This window comes from Novosphingobium sp. MMS21-SN21R, from assembly GCF_031846015.1.
Lineage (GTDB): Bacteria > Pseudomonadota > Alphaproteobacteria > Sphingomonadales > Sphingomonadaceae > Novosphingobium.
Genome location: NZ_JAVRDU010000001.1, coordinates 1,676,632 through 1,696,426, shown reverse-complemented (window position 1 = coordinate 1,696,426; position 19,795 = coordinate 1,676,632). Strand labels below are relative to the sequence as shown.

The 19,795-nt window shown below is 62.4% G+C and carries 15 protein-coding genes; 7 read left to right on the top strand and 8 right to left on the bottom strand.

The genetic code is table 11. From position 1 onward, the window contains the following. Positions 1 to 18: 18 nt before the first annotated feature. A complete protein-coding gene (locus RM192_RS08210; RefSeq protein ID WP_311507053.1) occupies positions 19 to 915 on the top strand; it encodes an alpha/beta hydrolase in 897 nt (298 codons plus the stop codon). An 86-nt stretch (positions 916 to 1,001) separates the two neighbouring features. Then, a complete protein-coding gene (locus RM192_RS08205) occupies positions 1,002 to 1,484 on the top strand; it encodes a pyridoxamine 5'-phosphate oxidase family protein (RefSeq protein WP_311507052.1) in 483 nt (160 codons plus the stop codon). 73 nt (positions 1,485 to 1,557) lie between these two features. Here RM192_RS08205 and RM192_RS08200 read toward each other — a convergent pair whose 3' ends face one another. Beyond that, complete coding sequence (locus RM192_RS08200; protein WP_311507051.1) at positions 1,558 to 3,078, bottom strand: amino acid permease; 1,521 nt, start codon at positions 3,076 to 3,078, stop codon at positions 1,558 to 1,560. Positions 3,079 to 3,273: 195 nt separating this feature from the next. Here RM192_RS08200 and panB point away from each other — a divergent pair, with 195 nt between their 5' ends. Together panB and RM192_RS08190 are read left to right on the top strand one after the other, a co-directional pair. Then, complete coding sequence (gene panB, locus RM192_RS08195; RefSeq protein WP_311507050.1) at positions 3,274 to 4,143, top strand: 3-methyl-2-oxobutanoate hydroxymethyltransferase; 870 nt, start codon at positions 3,274 to 3,276, stop codon at positions 4,141 to 4,143. A 32-nt stretch (positions 4,144 to 4,175) separates the two neighbouring features. Beyond that, positions 4,176 to 5,243, top strand: a complete 1,068-nt coding sequence (locus RM192_RS08190; RefSeq protein WP_311507049.1) for a DUF475 domain-containing protein — start codon at positions 4,176 to 4,178, stop codon at positions 5,241 to 5,243. A gap of 4 nt (positions 5,244 to 5,247) precedes the next feature. On the opposite strand, the gene RM192_RS08185 is transcribed toward RM192_RS08190, so the two are convergent. The 5 genes from RM192_RS08185 to RM192_RS08165 form a co-directional block, all read right to left on the bottom strand. Then, positions 5,248 to 6,306, bottom strand: coding sequence for a CaiB/BaiF CoA-transferase family protein (locus RM192_RS08185; protein ID WP_311507048.1), 1,059 nt, complete (start codon positions 6,304 to 6,306; stop codon positions 5,248 to 5,250). A 67-nt stretch (positions 6,307 to 6,373) separates the two neighbouring features. Next, entirely contained in the window at positions 6,374 to 7,930 is a 1,557-nt protein-coding gene (locus RM192_RS08180; RefSeq protein ID WP_311507047.1) for a tetratricopeptide repeat protein, read from the bottom strand. 7 nt (positions 7,931 to 7,937) lie between these two features. Next, positions 7,938 to 9,314 (bottom strand): PEP-CTERM-box response regulator transcription factor, encoded by a 1,377-nt coding sequence (gene prsR / locus RM192_RS08175; RefSeq protein WP_311507046.1) that lies wholly within the window; start codon positions 9,312 to 9,314, stop codon positions 7,938 to 7,940. Further along, a complete protein-coding gene (gene prsK, locus RM192_RS08170) occupies positions 9,314 to 11,410 on the bottom strand; it encodes an XrtA/PEP-CTERM system histidine kinase PrsK (protein WP_409233824.1) in 2,097 nt (698 codons plus the stop codon). Before prsK ends, prsR begins: the two co-directional genes overlap by 1 nt. A gap of 49 nt (positions 11,411 to 11,459) precedes the next feature. Beyond that, a complete protein-coding gene (locus tag RM192_RS08165; RefSeq protein ID WP_311507044.1) occupies positions 11,460 to 12,845 on the bottom strand; it encodes a TIGR03013 family XrtA/PEP-CTERM system glycosyltransferase in 1,386 nt (461 codons plus the stop codon). A 326-nt stretch (positions 12,846 to 13,171) separates the two neighbouring features. Between RM192_RS08165 and RM192_RS08160 the strand changes: the two genes are divergently transcribed. Then, a complete protein-coding gene (locus tag RM192_RS08160; RefSeq protein ID WP_311507043.1) occupies positions 13,172 to 15,484 on the top strand; it encodes a patatin-like protein in 2,313 nt (770 codons plus the stop codon). A gap of 3 nt (positions 15,485 to 15,487) precedes the next feature. On the opposite strand, the gene dnaJ is transcribed toward RM192_RS08160, so the two are convergent. Next, entirely contained in the window at positions 15,488 to 16,621 is a 1,134-nt protein-coding gene (gene dnaJ / locus RM192_RS08155; protein WP_311507042.1) for a molecular chaperone DnaJ, read from the bottom strand. Positions 16,622 to 16,693: 72 nt separating this feature from the next. Then, on the bottom strand, positions 16,694 to 18,601 hold the full coding sequence (dnaK, locus tag RM192_RS08150; protein ID WP_311507041.1) for a molecular chaperone DnaK: 1,908 nt from the start codon (positions 18,599 to 18,601) through the stop codon (positions 16,694 to 16,696). 170 nt (positions 18,602 to 18,771) lie between these two features. Between dnaK and RM192_RS08145 the strand changes: the two genes are divergently transcribed. Continuing rightward, positions 18,772 to 19,296, top strand: a complete 525-nt coding sequence (locus RM192_RS08145; RefSeq protein WP_311507040.1) for a copper chaperone PCu(A)C — start codon at positions 18,772 to 18,774, stop codon at positions 19,294 to 19,296. Beyond that, positions 19,293 to 19,787, top strand: a complete 495-nt coding sequence (locus RM192_RS08140; protein WP_311507039.1) for a vgr related protein — start codon at positions 19,293 to 19,295, stop codon at positions 19,785 to 19,787. The genes RM192_RS08145 and RM192_RS08140 overlap by 4 nt, the downstream gene beginning before the upstream one ends. Positions 19,788 to 19,795 lie beyond the last annotated feature (8 nt).

The window sequence follows — 19,795 nt, the reverse complement described above, 5'->3', positions numbered from 1 at the left end:
CGTCAGGAGACCAATCACATGCCGATGATCGAAACGCGCGACGGGACCCGTCTCTACGCAAAAAGCTGGGGCGAAGGCCCACCGGTCATCCTGATCCACGGATGGCCTCTGTCGGGCGACAGTTGGGATCCAGTATCCCACGCTCTGGCCGAAGCTGGCTTCCGTGCCATAGCCTACGACCGCCGCGGCTTCGGCCGATCGGACCAACCCTCAGGCGGATACGACTACGACACTTTTGCCGACGACCTGGCTGACGTCATGACGGCGATGAATGCAAACGAGGGCGCAACGCTGGTTGGTTTTTCAATGGGTGGTGGCGAAATCGCCCGTTATCTCTCGCGCCAAGGCGGCCAAGGAGTTTCACGGGTAGCGCTCGTTTCATCGGTCGTGCCCTATATGCTCAAGACCGAAGACAATCCCGATGGCGTGCCCCAGTCGACTTTCGATGAAATGACCGACGGCATGCTGTCTGATCGGGCCAAATTCTTCACCGGGTTCTTCAAGGACTTTTTCGGGGTGGGCATGTTGACGCAGCCCGTCAGCGACGAGGTGCTGCACTTGGCGTGGATCACCGCCATGCAGGCGGGGCTGCGGCCCACGCTCGCAGCGGCCAATGCGTTTGCCACGACTGACTTCCGCCCCGATCTCGCATCGTTCCGCGTGCCGACGCTGATCATCCACGGCACTTCCGACAAGACCGTCCCTATCGACGCCACCGGCCGGGCTCTGGCTCGCGCCGTGCCCCATGCAACGCTGCTGGAGTACGACGGCGAGCCGCATGGCGTCTTCGCCACGCAGACTGACCGGTTGATTCGTGATCTGCTCGACTTCGTGTCGGGCCGGGCCGCTGATGATGTACCGCAGCAGGTGGTCGACACACTGACTGCCCAGGCATTGGTCACACCGACGATGTGATGCGCGCGCTGGACGGGCTGAGGGCGGGGAACATCCCCTGCCCCGGTCCGTTCATCGACAAACACCGGATAGGAAAGGGCCCCCCTATGAAGTATGATCAAGGCAATCCCGAAGAGCTTCGTGAAAAATTCTGGAAGGCGATGGTGTCCTCGCCTTACGTGATGCTTCAACTGGACAATGATCCGGACTCGGCGGCTCCGATGACCGCGCAACTCGACAAAGGTGCCAACAGCGCGATCTGGTTTTTCACCAGCCGCGACAACCGGTTTGCACCTATGGGCGGTGCGACGGCAACTTTTGCATCAAAAGGCCATGACGTGTTCGCACGCTTCCACGGCGTTCTGAGCGAGGAAACCGACCGTGCGTTGCTCGAGAAGCATTGGAATAACTTCGTCGAAGCATGGTTTCCGGGGGGCAAGGACGCGCCGAACCTGCTGTTCATGCGCATGGACCTTGGCGACGCCTCGATCTGGGCAGGTGACCTCGGCATAATCGGCACGGCCAAGATGGCGCTTGGCATGGATGTGACGAACGATATCAAAGGCGGGTTCACCGAAACCAAGCTCTGACCTTTGCATCAGACAAGAAAAAGGGCCGCTCCATCGCTGGGGCGGCCCTTTTGTACTTTTCGGTGAGCGATGATCAATCGATCGGCGGCACCGACGTTGGCGGGATATCGCTATCCAGTTCATGCACTTCCGTCAGCCCGCGTCCGACATGGCTGCGGCTGCGGCTGTAGGCATAGTAGACAACCAGACCGATTGCCGCCCAGATCACGAACAGCATCTGGCTTTTCGCATCCAGCTTGTAGAACAAGTAGAGGCATCCGAGGAACGCCAGCGGCGAGGTCACGTAGATCGCCGGGGTGCGGAATGGACGATGACGGCCAGGTTCGCGGCGGCGAATGACCAGCACCGCGATGGACACCGCCGCAAACGCGAACAGCGTGCCCGAGTTCGAGATGTTGGCGAGCAGACCGACCGGGAAGAACGCAGCAAACAGTGCCACGAAAATGCCGGTTATGATCGTGATCACGTGCGGTGTGTTGTAGCGCGGATGGATCTTGGAGAACGCGGCAGGCAACAGACCGTCACGGCTCATCACGAAGAAGATGCGGGTCTGGCCGAACATCATCATCAGGATCACCGATGGCAGAGCCAAGCCGGCAGCGAGGCCGATCAGGTTGCCGATCTGGGGCCAGCCAATTTCACGCAGCGTCCAGGCCAGCGCTTCCTTGGAGCAAACGACAGCCTGATCGCCCATGGCTGCGCACTGCGCTGCAAGTTCCCGGCTTCCCGGTTCCATGCCAAGGCCATTGGCATCGAGAACTGGCTGCGCGCCCACCGAACCGATCACGCCAGCAGCCACCAAAAGATAGAACACGGTGCAGATGGCAAGACTGCCGATCAGGCCGATCGGCATGTTCCGTTGCGGATTTTTGGTTTCCTCCGCCGCGGTCGAGACGGCATCGAAGCCCACATAAGCAAAGAAGATTGACGCCGCTGCCGCACCGATTCCGCCAAAGCCCAAAGGCGAGAACGGCTCGAAGTTTTCCGCTTTCATCACCGGCACCGCCAGAATGACGAAAAGCGTAAGCGCAGCGACCTTGATCGCCACGAGCACCGCGTTGACCGAGGCGCTCTCTTTGGTCCCGATAACCAGCAACCACGTGACGAGGCCTGCGATCAACATTGCCGGAAGGTTGATCATTCCACCATCGAACGGACCGCGCACCAGCAAATCGGGTATGTCGATATGCATGGCGTTCTCGATCAGCCCAACGACATAGCCGGACCAACCTACGCTGACCGCTCCTGCGGCGACTGCATATTCGAGAATGAGTGCCCAGCCGACCATCCAGGCGATGAGTTCGCCCATCACGGCATAGCTGTAAGTATAGGCCGATCCGGAGACCGGGACCATCGATGCCATTTCAGCGTAACACAGGGCTGCCACAGCGCAGACGAAACCGGCGATGATGAAACTGATCATCATTCCGGGGCCTGCCTTCTGAGCAGCTTCGGCTGTCAGCACGAAAATGCCGGTGCCAATGACGGCACCAACGCCGAGCATGGTCAGCTGGAAAGCTCCCAGCGAGCGATGCAGCGATTTCTTTTCTGCTGTAGCAAGAATGGCGTCGAGCGGTTTGACGCGACCGAACATGAATTTCTCCCGCCTTGGCCCAGAGCGCCAAACCGCCGATGCGGTTGCTCCGGAAACCAGGTAATGGCCGGGAAGCTAGCGGGAACCGGACTTCGCGCAAGCCATTTTTCCCCAAGTTTGCTGATAAGGCGCACAGCCTTGCGGGTTTGCGCCAAGGCAGTAGAAGCATTGGCCCGCCTGAAAGGATGCGCGATCATGTCCACGACCTTCCAGCTCGATACCGCAACCAGCCGAGCCAACCCCACGCCCGCCCCGATGAAGCGCCTTACTATCCCTGCGATCCGCCAGCGGAAGAAGGACGGCGTCACCGCACAACCGGTGGTGATGCTGACCGCCTATACGGCGCGGCAGGCCCAGTTGCTCGATGCGCATTGCGACCTGCTGCTGGTGGGCGACTCGCTTGGTCAGGTGATCTATGGCCTGCCGTCAAGCGTGCCGGTGACACTCGACATGATGGTGGCGCACGGCGCGGCGGTGGTGCGCGGGTCCTATCATGCGGCGGTCGTGGTCGACATGCCGTTCGGCTCTTACGAGGCTTCGCCCCAGCAGGCGTTCGAAAGCGCGTCACGGCTGCTGAAGGAAACAGGCTGCGCAGCGGTGAAGCTTGAAGGCGGCGAGGCGATGGCGGAGACGGTAGCGTTCCTGACCGCGCGCGGCATCCCGGTCATGGGCCATGTCGGGCTGACCCCGCAGGCCGTGAACGTCTTGGGCGGATATAACGCGCGCGGCCGCAGCGAGGCCGAGGCCGCCAAGATCGTCGGCGATGCGCGGTCGCTGTCCGACGCGGGCGCCTTTGCCATCGTTATCGAGGGTGTGGTGGAGCCCATCGCCATCGCAATCACCCAAGCCGTGCCCTGCCCCACCATCGGCATCGGCGCTTCGGCGCAGTGCGATGGACAGGTGCTGGTGACCGAAGACATGCTCGGCATGTTCGAACGCGTGCCCCGCTTCGTGAAAATCTACGAGAACATTGCCGAGACCATTTCTGGCGCTGCTGCATTGTATGCCGAGGAAGTGCGGTCGCGCGCATTTCCCGGTATTGAACAGACCTATCAGCCGAAGTAACCGCGTCGGGGCATAAAACAGGGAATTTCCGCTTGCTGCGTTTCTACAAGGGTTCGATCCTCTTTACACTGGTGTGCCTCGCGCTCGCCGCCGCCTATGGCTGGATGCAGACCGGGACGGCGGGCGGCACGCTGTCGCTGCTGTGGATCGTGTTTGTGCTCTCGATCCTCGAAATCTCGCTGTCGTTCGACAATGCGGTGGTCAACGCTGCCGTGCTCGAGGACATGGACGAAGTCTGGCAGAAGCGGTTCCTGACGTGGGGCATGATCATTGCGGTGTTCGGCATGCGCATCGTGTTTCCCTTGGCGATTGTCGCCATCGCGGCAGGACTTGGTCCAGTCGAGGCGCTCAACCTCTCCCTCAACGATCCGAAGCGATATGAGGAAATCGTCAGCAGCGCGCATGTCGGCATTGCCGGCTTTGGCGGTGCGTTCCTTGCCATGGTGGGCCTGTCGTTCTTCTTTGACGGCGACAAGGAAGTGCACTGGATCAAGTGGATCGAACAGAAACTGGCGGTTGTCTCCAACATCAAGGCCGCCGAAATCGCGCTGCTGCTGCTGGCAATCTACGGCATCTCGCTGCTTCTGGCTGAGGACGAGGCACTAACTTTCATGGTTTCGGGTGTGCTCGGCCTCGTCACCTTCATCGCGGTGGAAGCACTCGGCACGATCCTCGAAATGCGCGACGAAGCGCAGAAGGCGGCAGGGCTCGTCGTACGGTCCGGCCTTGGCGGCTTCCTCTACCTCAACGTGCTCGACGCCTCGTTCAGCTTTGATGGCGTGATCGGTGCATTTGCCTTGTCAAACAACATGGTGATCATCGCGCTCGGCCTGTCGATCGGTGCGATGTTCGTGCGTTCGATGACGATCATGCTGGTCAAGAAGGGCACGCTTTCAGAATACCGCTATCTTGAACATGGCGCGTTCTGGGCGATCATTGCGCTGGGTGCGATCATGCTGCTGTCGGCGAAATACCACATTCCCGAGACGATCACGGGCCTGATCGGCGCGGCAATGATCGGCCTCTCGCTGTGGTGGTCGATCCGCCACAAGCACAAGTATCCCGACGCGGAACTGGATGCGGCCCTGCGCGCCGATTGAGCGGTCAGCGCCCGCTGAGCGATGCCTTGGGAGCTGGCGTTCCAAGAAAGCGCGGCGCGGGCGCGGGCATGATCATGCCCTGATCTTCGGTGAAGGTGCCGCGCGCTGCGTTGTGCGGATGGTGAGGCGCCTCACGCAGGCTTAATACCGGCGCGAAGCAGATGTCGGTCCCATCCATTATCGCGCACCACTCCTCGCGGGTTTTCGTGAGGAACAGCGCGGTCATGCGCTCCTTGAGGTGGGGCCAGACTCGCGGATCCATCTGCGGGGCAAAATCGGGATCGCCGGTAAGCCCGGTCTTCTCAAGCAGTAACGCGTAGAATTGCGGCTCGATCGAGCCGATGGATATCCACTTGCCGTCGCGGGTTTCGTAAGTGTCATAGAAGTGCGCGCCGCCGTCGAGCACGTTGACCCCACGCTCGTCCTGCCACCGGCCATTGCCAAGGAAGGTGTAGGTCATCGCCGACAGGATCGCCGCTCCATCAACCATCGCGCAATCGACGACCTGGCCTTTGCCGGTGCGCTGGGCCGAAAACACGGCCGCCATGATACCGAACGCCATCATCATGCCGCCCCCGCCGAAATCGCCGACGAGATTGACCGGGACTTGCGGCTTGCCGCCTGCCTGCCCGAAGCCATGCAGTGCGCCTGCCAGCGCGATGTAGTTGATATCGTGCCCCGCAAGCGGCGCCATCGGCCCTTCCTGTCCCCAACCGGTCATGCGCCCGAACACCAGGCGGGGATTATCAGCAAGCAGAACGTCGGGCCCCAGCCCGAGGCGCTCCATCACACCGGGACGATAGCCTTCAACCAAGGCATCGGCGGATTTCACCAGCTTGCGGATCTGTGAAATCGCGGCGGGGTCCTTGAGGTCCAGCTCGATCCGCTCGCGGCTACGATTAAGGATATCACGATTTCCACTGTCGCCGAGGCGGTTGCCCTGTGCCGGGCGTTCGATCCGGATCACGCGCGCCCCATGATCGGCCAGCATCATGCACGCGAATGGTCCGGGGCCGATCCCGGCGAATTCGAGTACGGTCAACCCTTCGAGCGCGCCTGCCATTCATCACCCCGTTTAATCGTTCGATTGAAGGGGTAATCTTGCAGCTAGTGACTGTCGAGCGTGAACTTCACGAAGGATTGCGAAAGCCCCGCGCGCGCAAGATCGTTTCGATCTGCGCCGCACCTTGGGTATCGCCGCGTGCCTGACGACCAAAAGCCAGAAGCTTCAACGCCTGAGGGCTGCCGGGGTTCTGGCGAAGATAGCGCGCGACCATGGCATTGGCATCGGCAGGACGGCCCAGCATCCGCATCGTATCATCGATGCGCAACAGTGTCGGCAGGTTGAAGCGGATCAGCGCTGCTCGACCGTAATTGTCCAGCGCGCCGAGGCTGTCGCCAGTGGCCAGCCGTGCGTCGCCTGACAGGAGCCACGCGTCCGCCGCGCCCGGGTTGGCAAGACGCAGACGGTCGGCAACCGCGATGGCCTGCTGCTCATCACCCGCCGCGATCAGGCCACGGATATAGGGGACCGCATTGCCGGCGAAGTTCGGTGCGTCGGCGTAGTTCAGTGCAAGCGCGCCAAGCGGTTGATCGCTGTGGATGCCTTCCGCGCCATGCTCTCCGATTTCATTCGCCCTGGCGAGCAGCCCTTCACCATCCGCCTTCCGTCCGGCGCCCCTGTAGGCATTGCCGGTCACTGTAAGCAGGTACGGCGGCGCAGATGCCTGTATCGGCCAAAGTCCGGCAGCTTCCGCAGCCTCGGCATTGAGGCCCTGTCGTTGGAGCGACCTGACCAGCAACATGCGGGCCTGCAAGTTGTCAGGCTGCATCCGCACGAGACGGTCGAAGTGTCCAACCGCCAGATTGGCGTTGCCGGCACGGTATTCGAGAATGCCGTTCAGCAGCATGGCCGCCGGCATGTTCTCGAAAGCCTTGCCAGTCTGGAGCATGATCTTGCGAGCGAGATTGGTCTGCCCCGCACGCGCCGCCAGTACCGCCTGCAAATAGAGCGCACGAAGGTTGCCGGGTTCCACTTCGGTCAGCTTGCGGCACACGACCAGCATCGCCTTGTACTGGCCCATGTCACCAAGCGTCGCCGCATATTCGCCCAGCAACCCCGGATCATTCGGCACAACGCGAAGGCCCGCTTCGAACCAAGGCAGCGCGGCGTAAAGTCCGAACTGTTCGCGCATCAGCAGCCCGCGCAGTTCCAGCGCACGGGGGTCCTTGGGGCCAAGCTTCACCGCCCTGTCCGCGGCTTCGATCGCCTGTGCCTGTTCGCCGCCGGTAAAGCGCAGGCGCGCAATATCGACCCACAGTTCCGCATCGGAGGCATCAAGGCGCAAGGCATGGTCGAACGCCTGCCCTGCCGCGGGCAATTGCCCTTCGGCCAGATCAAGCCGTCCGCGCATATGCCAGCCGTGCGCGGCCGTGGCCTTCGAGAAATCGCCGCCATAAAGCAGCTTGCGCGCCTCGCGGCGGTCACCCTGCAAGAGCAGCGCCTCGCCCAGATCGGCTCGCATGCTATCGAGCGGCGCGCCCTTGCGAACAGCCTCGCGCAAAGGGGCCTCGGCCGCAATGCCATCGCCCTTCGCCAGTGCAGCCCGCGCCTTGGCCAGAGCATCGGCAGACGCGTCGCCCCGTACTGGCGCGGCGGCCAGCACGGTCAGCACAAGCGCCGCCACAAGGCGCCTAGTTCTGGAGATCGTATTGCTTGAGCAGGTCATAGAGCGTGGGCCTGCTGATGCCGAGCAGACGTGCCGTGCTGGAAATATTGCCCTCGCTGCGCGCAAGGGCATGGCGGATGACCTTGCGGTCGGTCGCTTCGCGCGCAGACTTGAGATTGAGCGGCGAGGCTTGATCGTCCGATCCGCCGGGCAGGTCGAGATCGCTCGCGGTCACCAGCTTGCCATCGGCCATGATCACCGCGCGCTTGACCCGGTTTTCCAGCTCGCGCACGTTGCCAGGCCAGGCCCAGCCATCGATTGCCGCCAGAGCATCGGGAGCAAAGCCCTTAACTTGCGGGTTCATCTCCTTGGCAAAGCGCATCAGGAAGGTCTTGGCGAGAAGCGTCGCATCGCCGGGCCGTTCAGCCAGACTCGGAATGCGAACGACGATCTCGGCGAGGCGGTAATAGAGGTCTTCGCGGAAGCGCCCGTCGGCGATCATCGCTTCAAGGTTCTGGTGCGTGGCACAGACGATGCGCGTATCGACCTGAATCGAACGCCGCCCGCCGATGCGCTCGATCGTGCGCTCCTGCAGGAAGCGCAACAGTTTGACCTGCAACTGCAGCGGAATGTCACCCACTTCGTCGAGGAACAGGGTGCCGCCGCTGGCCTGCTCGATCTTGCCCTCGGTGGTCTTGACCGCGCCGGTGAATGCGCCCTTCTCATGCCCGAACAGCTCGCTTTCGAGCAGGTTCTCAGGGATGGCCGCGCAGTTGATGGCGATAAACGAGCCGCTGGAACGGATCGAGGCATCATGCAGCCCGCGCGCCAGCAGTTCCTTGCCGGTGCCGCTTGCGCCAAGCAGCATGACCGAGACATTGGTATTGGCCACGCGCTCGATCGTACGGGCAACCTTGATCATCTCGGGCGCGGCGGTGATCATCCGGCCCAGCACCTTGTTGTCCGAAGTTGCCCGTGTAGCGAGGCTGCGGTTCTCGGTCTCGATCCGCGACAGGTGCAAAGCACGGCGCACGATCAGCCCCAGCGCGTCGATGTCGACAGGCTTCTGGTAGAAGTCGTAGGCGCCCTTCTCGATGGCCATCAACGCACTTTCCCGTGCGCCATGGCCGGATGCGACAATGACCTTGGTCTGCGGACGCAGCGCCATGATCTCGTCGAGAATGGCAAAGCCCTCAGTCGTCCCATCCGGGTCTGGCGGAAGGCCAAGGTCAAGCGTGACCACGGCGGGTTCCTCCGAGCGCAACAAGGTCAACGCGCTGCTGCGATCGCCAGCGATGAATACGTCGAAGTCCTCATAGGCCCACTTCAACTGCGCCTGCAGGCCGGGATCGTCCTCGACGATCAGCAGCGATGGCCGCTGTCCGGGCTTGGCTTCACTCATCATGCTACCCTTTTGTCCGGAGCGCGTACGGCCCCGTCTATGGAATCGATCAATGGCTGGGCGGCGGTCAGCGGCAGACGCACGGTGAAGCGTGTGCCGAGACCCTCGCGGCTCTCGACTTCAATGCGCCCGCGCATCGCCTTGACCAGTTCACGCGCTTCATAAGCTCCAATGCCGAAACCGCCCTGCTTGGTCGATACGAACGGCTTGAACAGGCGGTTGCGGATGAACTCGGCGCTCATCCCGCAGCCGGTGTCGATCACCTCGATACAACCATAAAGCCCATCCGGATTGGCCTGAAGGAACACGGCCATGCCTTCGGGGCTGGCGTCGATGGCGTTTTGCACCAGATGCAGCACGACCTGCTCCAGCGCCTCACGGTTGGCGAGCACCCGGCAAGGACTGTCCTGCGTCACATGGACCTGCGGCATACCCGGCAGGTTGTAGCGCGCAGCAATTGCACGCACGACTTCGCTGGCGTCCACATCGTCAATCCGCTCGCTGCCATTCGCGCCATAGCGCGAAAGGCGCGCGATCAGAGCGTTGAGCTTCTCTGCCGAATTGCGCAGTGTGATCAGCATGTCAGCCCGGAACGCGGGGTTTTCTGCATGCTTCTCGGCATTGCGAGAAAGCAGGCTGAGCTGGCTCGCCAGATTCTTGATATCGTGCATGACGAAGGCGATGCGGCGGTTGAATTCGTCGAAACGGCTGGCTTCGAGCAAGGCTGACTGGCCTGCATGTTCGGCAAGATAACTGGCAAGCTGCATGCCGACGACGCGCAGCAGATCGAAGTCTTCCCAGTCAAGCTTCCGCGCCACCAGCGGCCTGCTCAACACGACCAGTCCGACCAGGCGGTCGAAATGCAGCAAGGGAACGAGCGCCCATGCCGAATGCTCGTCAGTCAGCCAGGCCGGAACGGAAGCCTGTTCACCTTGATGATCGATCCCGGCGCGGACCTCATCGAGATCGACGATGAAGCCACGCTTTTCAAAGAATGACACGCTGTTTGCAGGAACTGCCGCAGCAGGCACATCGGCGGTCGGCCACTGCCACCGTGAAGCAAGGACAAGTTCGCCGCTTTCCGCGGGCACCAGTAGTAGCCCCGCCGGACTGTCGGTTATGTCCGCGACAGCCTGGACGATGCGCTCATGGAGCGGCGGCGCGTGACCGCCCGCGCGGCCGATTGTGCGCGTGAAGCGCAGCCATTCGGCGCGATAGTCATAGCGGTGCTGGAAGAAGTGTTTGGCGAGCATGACTTTGAGCCAGCCGCGCACGCGCCCCGAAGGCAGGATAGCCACGATCAGCACGCCGCTGACGAAGATGAAGCCGAGCTGGGCCAACTGGCTGGAATTGCCGCCAAGCCATGCGAGCGATTGGGCCGCCCCGACCATCAGGATCATGTAGCCGCCGATCACCAGCAGCGAGAGCGACTGGAACGCTACCGCGCGCGATGGCGAGAAGCGCAGCGCCGAGCGGCCGCGGACCGCTCCGATAACCAGCAGTCCGGCGACACCCAGTTGCGCAAGACCGCGCAAGGCCGCGAGTTCAACGGGCAAAGCGCGCGCCAGGTAGGCAATCGTGTAAAGGTTGAGGTCGTAGCCCCAGATCAGGGCGAGAGCGCAGCATGTCCAGCGCAAGGCGTTCCGCTGCTGCGGCATTGCGCCTGCATAGAGGTTGTGCACCAGCACCAGCGCGCCTGTCGCCACCAGCAACCGGAACATGACCGAGATCTGGAAGATCATCGCCTGTGCGGCGGGGTAAGAGCCGTAGCGGAACTGCAGCATGAGCAGCAGCGGCTGCAGCAATTCGACGAAGACCACCGCAGCCATGACCGGGCGGATCGGCGCAACGGTGATATGACGCCCGTCGCGCGAAAACAGGATGAATGTCAGCCCCAGCCAGCCCAGACTGCGAAACGTCTCGAAGAACTGGCCGATCAGCGTGGCGTGGCCTGTTGCTGCAACGATCAGCGACCATGCCGCCGTCAGCGCGAAAGCGGTGATCTCGGCGCGCCCCGCCGTGCTGCCGTCACGGCGCCTGCGATCCCAGCGCCAGCCGACCAGCAGCATGAAGGCAAACGTGGATGCGAGGAACATCCACTGCCCGAAGCCTGGCCAGGTCAGAGGACTGAGCACGCCGCCCTCCTCAGCGCGCGCCTTCGTGCCACAGCACGACGCGCAAGGTCTGGAGGAGGATCAGGAGATCGAGGAACGGCGTGTAGTTCTTGGCATAGTAGAGATCGTATTCGAGCTTGTGCCGCGAATCCTCGATCGACGCACCATAGGGATAGTTGATCTGTGCCCAGCCGGTAATTCCCGGCTTCACCATATGGCGTTCGGCATAATAGGGCAGCTTGTCTTCAAGATCGGCAACAAACTCCGGGCGCTCCGGGCGCGGGCCGACAAAACTCATCTCCCCCTTCAGCACGGTCCAGGTCTGCGGCAGTTCATCGATGCGCAGCTTGCGGATGATTCTACCGACGCGCGTCACGCGAGGGTCGTTCTGCTGCGCAAACTGTGCGCCGCCCGCTTCCGCATCGACGCCCATCGAGCGCAGCTTGATGAGGTTGAACGGCTGGCCATAGAGGCCGACCCGTGTCTGGCGGAAAAATGCCGGGCCCTTGCTGTCTACCTTCACCAGGATAGCAAAAAGCACGATCACCGGCAGGGTCAGCGTGAGCAGGATGAGGCTCGCGGTAATGTCGAAAATGCGCTTGGCCGCACTGGATATCGCCCGGCCCGACGAGAACCCGTCAGAGAAGATCAGCCAGCTTGGATTGACCGTATCGAGATCGACGCGCCCCGTCTCGCGTTCGACGAACGTCGAAAACTCGTTGACGTGGACGCCGGTCGTCTTGATCCGCAGCAGGTCCTTCAGCGGCAGGGCATTGCGGCGCTCTTCCAGTGCCAGAACAACTTCGCTGACACCGAGGTTCTCGACGTAGCGCGTGAGGTTGCTGATGGCATCGCGGTGAATGGCCTCGACTACCACAGGGGCAGCACTGCTCATGCCGATATAGCCGACGATGGCAAACCCGGCTTCGGGTTTCTCGCCCAGCTTGCGCAACCGTTCAGCACGCGCGCCTGCGCCCAGCACCAGCACGCGGCGACGGAATGCCGCGGTGCCGAGCAGGCCGCCCAGCAGTAGCCGAATCAGCACCAGCGCCCCCATCGACAGGAACATCGCGTAGAGCAGGTTCGAGCGCCACAGTGTCCTGCCCGGCATCAGGAAATAGACGACCGATAGCGCGATGATGCCGAGACTGATCGCCACCAACAGACGCGCCGTGGCATAGCGCATCGAACGCAAGGCATCGGACCCGTAAACGCCAACCGCGATCATCGCTGTCTGGACCAGTCCAGCGAAGAGAAGCAGCGGCGTCATTCGCATGGGGATCAGGCCGGGATCGATGCCGATCTGGTGCGCGCGCAATTGCCAGCCCACCTCGCCCGCGCCGAGCAGCAGGATAAAATCCAGCAGACCCAGCAGCAGCACCGAGTGCGGGATATAATGTTTGAACAGACGAATCATCGGCCTGGCGCTTGTCACCCCGTTGGACCGGAACAGTCCTTCGAGGAAAAGTCTTAGGCACAAAGTGTAAAGCGTCGGTTACCCTGACACCGCCCATGACGTGACACAGGCGCATCAATTCACGTAATTTCAGATGCTTAATCTGCCGAAGCAAAATGTAATGTCGGCTGTGCTTACAGCAAACTGGACGGATTTACTGCCAATTTCCACCTTTGCCATCGCATACTGCACCGCAACCTGGCATCGAAAGCGGGGTCCATCGCTCCGCCACCATCCCCGATCCAATTGCACTGGCGGCGCAAGTCGCACCGTGCCATGCTGCGCCCATGCGGCAGAAAGAATTGCGCACGGCGCTCGTCTGCTATGGCGGCATCAGCCTCGCGGTGTACATGCACGGCGTGACGAAGGAACTGTGGCATGCAACCCGTGCCAGCCGCGCGTTCCATTGCCCGCAAGTTGAAGGCGTCGGCGGGGTTGAAGCGGTCTATCTCCGTCTATTTGAGGAAATAGCACTCACACGCGACCTGCGCTTGCGACTCCTGCCCGACATCATCTCAGGTGCGAGCGCGGGCGGCATCAACGGCGTGTTCCTCGCGCAAGCCATCGCCACAGGGCAAAGCCTCGAACCTCTCACCGCCATGTGGCTCGAACGCGCCGACATTGACGCGCTGCTCGATCCTGATGCCAAGCCGTGGAGCCGGTTTGCCAAGTTCTGGGCGCAGCCCCTCGTTTGGTTCGTGCTCAAGCGACCCGGCAACGTCGTCAGCAGCACGGTGGCGCCGGGCACACGATCGGAGGTGCGACGCAAGGTATCGCGCCTGATCCGCGCACGCTGGTTTGCCCCGCCTTTCAGCGGCATCGGTTTCTCGCGGATGATCGCCGACGCCTTGGACGCCATGGCCGCCTCGCCCGAAGGTGATCCATTGCTGCCCGAAGGCCACCCGATCGACCTGCTGGTGACCGCCACCGACTTCAACGGCCACCTTGAGGAACTGCGGCTCAACAGCCCGCCCACCGTGTTCGAAAGCGAACACCGCCTGTCCATCGCTTTTCGGCAAAATGCCGCGCGCCATGGACCGCGCGACCTTGCCCCCTCGCCCGAACTGGTGCTCGCCGCCCGTTCTACCGCCAGTTTTCCCGGCGCCTTCCCGCCCTTGAATGTCGAGGAGATCGACTCCCTCGTGCAAGAGCGCGGCACGCTCTGGCCGGGGCGCGACCGGTTTCTCCAGCGAATCATGCCAAGCCACTGGAAGCGCGGCGACATCGGCAGCGTGGCGCTGGTCGATGGTGCGGTTCTGGTCAACCGGCCCTTCGCCCAGGCGATCAGCGTCTTGCGCGACCGTCCGGCGAGACGCGAGGTCGACCGGCGCTTCGTCTATATTGACCCTAGCCCCGATCACATGCGGATCGCACCCAAGGGCGGGCGTACCGTCGGGTTCTTCTCCGCCATTTTCGGTTCGCTTTCATCGATCCCCCGCGAACAGCCCATCCGCGACAATCTCGAAGCGCTCGAACGCCAGTCGCGCCAGCGTGCGCGGCTGCGCACCATCGTCGAGGCACTTCGCCCGGAAATCGAGGAGACGGTCGAGGCCCTGTTCGGCCACACGCTGTTTTTTGATCGCCCCAATGCGCGCCGCCTCACCGGATGGCGCAACAAGGCGCAGCAGGCGGCAGCAGAACAATCGGGCTTTGCCTTTCACGGCTATGCCCAGACAAAGCTCGCCGGGATTGTCTCGGAACTGGCCGAACTGATTCACGGCGCGGCCCCGCAGGCGGGCCCCGCCGCCAAAGTGGAAGCAGCGTTGTGGAATCATCTCGCCAACAACGGGCTGGACCGCCTTTCCGCGCTTCGTGGCGGCGCAACCGAACAGGCCATCGTCTTTTTCCGCACCCATGACCTCGCTTACCGCATCCGCCGGCTCAAGCTGCTGGCGCGGCGTCTCACGCACGAATGGGAAGCGGGCGACGATATCGGCCCAATGGCGCGCGAGGCAGCACGCGATGCGGTCTATCGCGCGCAGGCACTTTATCAGGGGCGCGAAACTGCCGAGGGTCTGGGACCCGGCTTTGCGGAAACTGCGGCCCTCGCCACGGTCGATCCGGGTGCGGTTCTCTCTGCGATTGCCACAAGGCGCGATCTTGTAGGCCTCGACCTGCAAGTGGATTCGATGCTGGCGTCGGCGCTAGACACGATGGAAAAGCCGCTGCGCCGCCGCTTCCTCCACGCCTATCTCGGCTTCCCGTTCTACGACATCGCCACCTTGCCGCTGCTTCAGGGCGAAGGCATGAACGAATATGACCCAGTCAAGGTCGACCGCATCTCCCCCGACGACGCGACATCGATCCGCAAGGGCGGCACTTTCGCCTGCCTGCGCGGGGTCGAGTTCTTCAATTTCGGCGCGTTCTTCAGCCGCGCCTATCGCGAGAACGATTACCTGTGGGGGCGACTCCACGGCGCGGAGCGGATGATCGATCTGATTGCATCAACCGTGGAAGTCCCACTCGGAGGCGCAGTCATCCGCGCGTTCAAGCGCGACGCCTTCCTCGCAGTGCTGGAAGAGGAAGACGGGCGACTGGTTGCGGAACCCGGCCTGATCGCAGAGATCAGGGCCGAGGTTCTCGCTGCAATGCCGGAGTGAGGCCTACTCCGTCAGATCAGTCCAGGCGTCCTTGATGCGTTCGAAAAAACCCTTCGACTGTGGGCATTCCTCGCCGGTTTCGGTTGCCTGAAATTCGCGCAGGATTTCCTTCTGCCGCGCCGAGAGCTTGCTAGGCGTCTCGACGTGGATCTCGACGACCAGATCGCCAATGCCGCGCCCTTGCAGCACGGGCATGCCCGCGCCGCGCTTGCGCAGTTGCTTCCCCGACTGGATACCCGCAGGAATCTCGATGGCATGAACCCGGCCATCAAGACCCGGAATCTCGATCTCGCCGCCGAGTGCCGCCGTGGTGAAGCTGATCGGACAGCGCGTGATGAGCGTCGTGCCCTCACGCTCGAACACCGAATGGCGCTGAATGTGCAGGAAGATGTACAGATCACCGGCAGGCGCACCGAATGGACTCGCCTCGCCCTTTCCGGCCAGTCGAATCCGCGTGCCGGTATCAACGCCGGCGGGGATGTTCACCTGCAGGCGCTGCTCGGCATCGACCCGGCCTTCACCGCGGCAATGCTTGCAGGGGGATTCGATCACTTCGCCGCGACCGTGGCAGGTCGGGCATGGCCGTTCGACCATGAAGAAGCCCTGCTGCGCGCGGACTTTCCCGTGGCCCTTGCACAGATTGCAACGCCGCGCCGAAGTGCCCGGTGTCGCGCCCGAACCGCCGCATGGATCGCAAGTCTGCGAAACTTCGACCGCAATCTCGGCTTCCTTGCCGTGAAATGCGTCTTCGAGCGTGACTTCCATGTCATAGCGCAAGTCCGCGCCGCGCCGCGCCTGCTGGCGGCCGCCGCCGCCAAATGCGCCACCAAAGATCGTCTCGAAGATGTCCCCGATGTCGCCAAAGTCGCCGCCGCCGCCAAAGCCGCCACCGCCGCCGGGCCCGCCCTGCTGGAACGCAGCGTGGCCGAAGCGGTCATAGGCCGCGCGCTTCTGCGGATCGGAGAGACACGCGTACGCCTCGTTGATCTGCTTGAACCGCGCTTCGGATTCGGTGCAGCCCGGATTCTTGTCCGGGTGGTGCTTCATGGCGAGTTTGCGAAAGGCCGACTTGAGGACCTTGTCATCCGCCGTGCGCTCGACTTCGAGCAATTCGTAGTAGTCGATCTCGGTCGACATTGCGTTTCCCTGACAAATAACGACCCGCCGCCAGCGCCTTGGCGCGAGCGGCGGGTCTGGTTCATCGCAACATCACTTGGTGTCGTCGACTTCCGAAAACTCGGCGTCGACCACGTCATCGTCGGCCTTCGGTGCTTCAGCGCCCGGAGAAGCAGCAGATGCCTGCTCCTTCTCATAGATCGCCTGCCCCATCTTCATGGCCTTTTCGGTGAGCGCCTGGGTCTTGGCGGTCATGTCGTCGGCGTTGCCACCTTCGACAGCCGTCTTGGCCTCGGCAATCGCCGCTTCGATCTCGCTCTTGAGCGCGGCGTCGATCTTGTCGCCGTTCTCTTCAAGCTGGCGTTCGGTTGCGTGGATCAGGCTTTCGGCGTTGTTCTTCGCTTCGGCGTCAGCACGGCGCTTCTTGTCCTCATCGGCAAACTTCTCGGCGTCGCGGACCATCTGGTCGATGTCTGCGTCCGAAAGGCCGCCCGAGGCCTGAATGCGGATCTGCTGTTCCTTGCCCGTACCCTTGTCCTTGGCCGAAACGTTGACGATGCCGTTGGCGTCGATGTCGAACGTGACTTCGATCTGCGGCACGCCGCGACGGGCAGGTGGAATGCCGACCAGATCGAACTGACCAAGCATCTTGTTGTCCTGCGCCATCTCGCGCTCGCCCTGGAACACCCGGATCGTCACCGCCTGCTGATTGTCCTCAGCAGTCGAATAGACCTGGCTCTTCTTCGTCGGGATCGTGGTGTTGCGATCGATCATGCGGGTCATGATGCCGCCGAGCGTCTCGATGCCCAGCGACAGCGGGGTCACGTCGAGCAGCAGCACGTCCTTGACGTCGCCCTGCAGCACGCCTGCCTGAATGGCAGCGCCCATGGCCACGACTTCGTCAGGGTTCACACCGGTGTGCGGTTCCTTGCCGAAGAAGTCCTTCACCACGTCGCGTACCTTGGGCATGCGGGTCATGCCGCCAACGAGCACGACTTCGTCGATGTCCTTGGCGGTCAGGCCGGCATCGGCCAGCGCCTTCTTGCAAGGATCGAGCGTGCGCTGGATCAGGCCTGCCACCAGCTTTTCGAGATCCGAACGCGTGATCGTCTCGACCAGATGGAGCGGAGTGGTCGAGCCACCTTCCATGCGGGCCGTGATGAATGGCAGGTTGATCTCGGTCGTCTGGGCCGAAGACAGTTCGATCTTGGCCTTTTCAGCCGCTTCCTTCAGGCGCTGCAGAGCGAGCTTGTCGCCGCGCAGGTCCATGTTTTCCTTGGCCTTGAACCGGTCAGCCAGATATTCGACAACAACCGTGTCGAAGTCTTCACCGCCGAGGAACGTGTCACCGTTGGTCGACTTCACTTCAAACACGCCGTCACCGATTTCCAGCACGGAGATATCAAAAGTGCCGCCGCCAAGGTCATAGACCGCGATCGTCTTGCCGTCCTGCTTGTCGAGGCCGTAAGCCAGCGCCGCAGCAGTCGGTTCGTTGATGATGCGCAGCACTTCAAGACCGGCAATCTGCCCGGCGTCCTTGGTTGCCTGGCGCTGCGCGTCGTTGAAGTAGGCCGGAACCGTGATCACAGCTTGCGTGACGGTCTCGCCAAGATAAGCCTCGGCGGTTTCCTTCATCTTCTGCAGCGTGAACGCGCTGATCTGCGAAGGGCTATAGTCCTGCCCGCCAGCCTTGACCCAGGCGTCACCGTTCTTGCCCTTGGTGATCGTGTACGGGACGAGTTCCGTATCCTTGTGGGTGATCGGATCGTCATAGCGGCGGCCGATCAGGCGCTTGACCGCGAAAATCGTGTTGTCCGGGTTGGTGACAGCCTGGCGCTTGGCCGGCTGGCCGATCAGACGTTCACCATCCTTGGTGAAAGCGACGATCGACGGCGTGGTGCGCGCACCTTCCGAGTTTTCAATAACCTTGGGCGTACCCCCGTCCATCACAGCAACGCAGCTGTTGGTCGTGCCAAGGTCGATACCGATAACTTTAGCCATGAGTTCCCCAGTTCCTTCCATTCAAGACACCGCAAAGGTGAGGGAAGTCCCCCTGCCGGGCAGACTGCCGAATGCGGCTCGATTGACGGCGATATAGGTGTGGTTCCGCTTGGCACAAGGCCCCCGCGCGCTTACCTCGTGCAGCGAATTTGCATGAGGAGTCGCTGACAATGCGGAAGTTGATGCTGGCGGGGCTTTCCGCACTGGCACTGGGCCTCGCCGGATGCGGGCAAAATGAGAGCGAACCGGCTGCCGCGACAAGCGAAACCGCCGACGCGACGCCCGAAAGCGCGCCGGGCATCACGCTGACCGATGCAGTCGTGCGCCTGCCGGTCATGGCCGGATCGCCGGGCGCCGCCTATTTCACGGTTTCACAGGGCAGCGGCGCGCCGCGCCGGATTGCGGGCGTCTATGTTGAAGGCGCCGAACGCGCAGAAATGCACGAGACCGTGACCGCGAACGGCGTCTCGTCGATGAAGCCGGTGAAGGACGTCGGCATCGAACCCGGCAAGACCGTCGAATTCAAACCCGGCGGTATGCACGTCATGCTGTTTGATATCGCCGACACGTTGAAAGTGGGCGGGACGACCGAAGTGACCATCACCCTAGACAATGGCGACAAGGCCAGCGTGCCTGCGCGGATCGAAACAGTCGGCGGCATGTCGGGCATGGACCACAATATGAGCAAGATGTGATTGTTCAGGCCGCTCCCTGTCCGCCTGGCGGGGAGCGCTGTCTGACGCCGGGTGAGCGCGCGCTGGTGCTCGAAACGTTCGGCCAAGCAATCGATCCGGACAGCGTTCGCATCCGCCGCCGTCGCTGGTTCCCGTTCCAGCCGACCGGGACAGTGATGGCGCCAATGGGGCACCTCCACTTCGCGCCCTGCAGCCCACACTACGCCGATGACTTCTCCTGCGCCTCACCGGGACAGCAGGGCCTGTTCATTCACGAGATGGTTCACGTGTGGCAAAGCCAGACGCGCGGTCGCTGGTGGCTGCCGCTCATGCGCCATCCGTTCTGCCGCTATGCCTACACGTATCACGAAGGCCAGCCGTTCAACCGCTACGGAATTGAACAACAGGCCGAGATCGTGCGCCACTGGTTCATGGCGCGGCGAGGAATGTCTGCGCCGGGTGCACCGTCTCTGGAAAGGCTAGAAACGCTTGTTCCGTTTACGAATACTTGAGGACTACC

What these genes read in the sequence shown, in the direction of transcription:
- RM192_RS08210 (WP_311507053.1), top strand. Translation starts at nt 19, where the DNA reads ATGCCGATGATCGAAACGCGCGACGGGACCCGTCTCTACGCAAAAAGC.
- RM192_RS08205 (WP_311507052.1), top strand. Translation starts at nt 1,002, where the DNA reads ATGAAGTATGATCAAGGCAATCCCGAAGAGCTTCGTGAAAAATTCTGG.
- RM192_RS08200 (WP_311507051.1), bottom strand. Translation starts at nt 3,078, where the DNA reads ATGTTCGGTCGCGTCAAACCGCTCGACGCCATTCTTGCTACAGCAGAA.
- panB (WP_311507050.1), top strand. Translation starts at nt 3,274, where the DNA reads ATGTCCACGACCTTCCAGCTCGATACCGCAACCAGCCGAGCCAACCCC.
- RM192_RS08185 (WP_311507048.1), bottom strand. Translation starts at nt 6,306, where the DNA reads ATGGCAGGCGCGCTCGAAGGGTTGACCGTACTCGAATTCGCCGGGATC.
- prsR (WP_311507046.1), bottom strand. Translation starts at nt 9,314, where the DNA reads ATGAGTGAAGCCAAGCCCGGACAGCGGCCATCGCTGCTGATCGTCGAG.
- prsK (WP_409233824.1), bottom strand. Translation starts at nt 11,410, where the DNA reads ATGTTCCTCGCATCCACGTTTGCCTTCATGCTGCTGGTCGGCTGGCGC.
- RM192_RS08165 (WP_311507044.1), bottom strand. Translation starts at nt 12,845, where the DNA reads ATGATTCGTCTGTTCAAACATTATATCCCGCACTCGGTGCTGCTGCTG.
- RM192_RS08160 (WP_311507043.1), top strand. Translation starts at nt 13,172, where the DNA reads ATGCGGCAGAAAGAATTGCGCACGGCGCTCGTCTGCTATGGCGGCATC.
- dnaJ (WP_311507042.1), bottom strand. Translation starts at nt 16,621, where the DNA reads ATGTCGACCGAGATCGACTACTACGAATTGCTCGAAGTCGAGCGCACG.
- dnaK (WP_311507041.1), bottom strand. Translation starts at nt 18,601, where the DNA reads ATGGCTAAAGTTATCGGTATCGACCTTGGCACGACCAACAGCTGCGTT.
- RM192_RS08145 (WP_311507040.1), top strand. Translation starts at nt 18,772, where the DNA reads ATGCGGAAGTTGATGCTGGCGGGGCTTTCCGCACTGGCACTGGGCCTC.